Source organism: Pseudomonas sp. GM33, assembly GCF_000282295.1.
GTDB lineage: Bacteria > Pseudomonadota > Gammaproteobacteria > Pseudomonadales > Pseudomonadaceae > Aquipseudomonas > Aquipseudomonas laurylsulfatiphila.
Genome location: NZ_AKJO01000002.1, coordinates 1 through 1120 on the forward strand (window position 1 = coordinate 1; position 1120 = coordinate 1120).

1 protein-coding gene is annotated in these 1120 nt (G+C 58.4%); it reads left to right on the top strand.

Annotated features, from left to right (window positions below; genetic code table 11):
- Positions 1–172: 172 nt before the first annotated feature.
- The gene (gene rdgC / locus PMI26_RS29250; protein WP_007969735.1) at positions 173–1093 is read left to right on the top strand and encodes a recombination-associated protein RdgC; all 921 of its coding nucleotides are present in this window, start codon (positions 173–175) and stop codon (positions 1091–1093) included.
- The last annotated feature ends 27 nt before the right edge of the window (positions 1094–1120 follow it).

The window sequence follows — 1120 nt, forward strand, 5'->3', positions numbered from 1 at the left end:
GAGCTAATCACCCTTCGCTTCGGTGTGGCGCGCATTCTACGGAGCGACCCAACCTCTGGCAAGCACTTTTTTAAATAATTTTCTCAGGCCTTCCAAAGGCTTAGAGAAAGGTTGGCCTATGGCACGGCGAAGACAATAATGCCCCCCTTTGTATAAAGGAGAGACTCACCCCATGTGGTTCAAAAACCTGCTTATCTATCGCCTGACCCAAGATCTGCCTGTTGATGCCGAGGCGTTGGAAACTGCACTGGCCACCAAACTGGCGCGCCCATGTGCAAGCCAGGAGTTGACCACCTACGGTTTCGTCGCGCCGTTCGGCAAAGGCGAAGATGCGCCACTGGTGCACGTCAGCGGTGACTTCCTGCTGGTTTCCGCGCGCAAGGAAGAACGTATTTTGCCGGGCAGCGTCGTACGTGACGCGGTCAAGGAAAAGGTCGAAGAGATCGAAGCCGAGCAAATGCGCAAGGTCTATAAGAAGGAGCGCGATCAGATCAAGGATGAAATCATCCAGGCCTTCCTGCCCCGCGCTTTTATCCGCCGCTCCTCGACCTTCGCCGCCATTGCGCCGAAACAGGGCCTGATCCTGGTCAACTCGGCCAGCCCGAAACGCGCCGAAGACTTGCTGTCGACCTTGCGTGAAGTGATCGGCACCCTGCCGGTGCGTCCGCTGACCGTGAAAATGTCGCCGACCGCGACCATGACCGAGTGGGTCACCACGCAGAAAGCCGCGGACGATTTCTTTGTACTGGACGAGTGCGAACTGCGCGACACCCACGAAGACGGCGGCATTGTGCGTTGCAAGCGCCAGGACCTGACCAGCGAAGAAATCCAGCTGCACCTGAGCACCGGCAAAGTGGTCACTCAACTGTCCCTGGCCTGGCAGGACAAACTGTCGTTCGTCCTCGACGACAAGATGGTGGTCAAGCGCCTGAAGTTCGAAGACCTGCTGCAAGACCAGGCGGAACAGGACGGCGGCGACGAAGCCCTGGGCCAACTGGACGCCAGCTTCACCCTGATGATGCTGACCTTCGGCGACTTCCTGCCGGCGCTGGTTGAAGCGCTGGGCGGCGAAGAGACTCCGCAAGGCATCTGATCGCCTGAATCAAAAGATCGCAGCCTG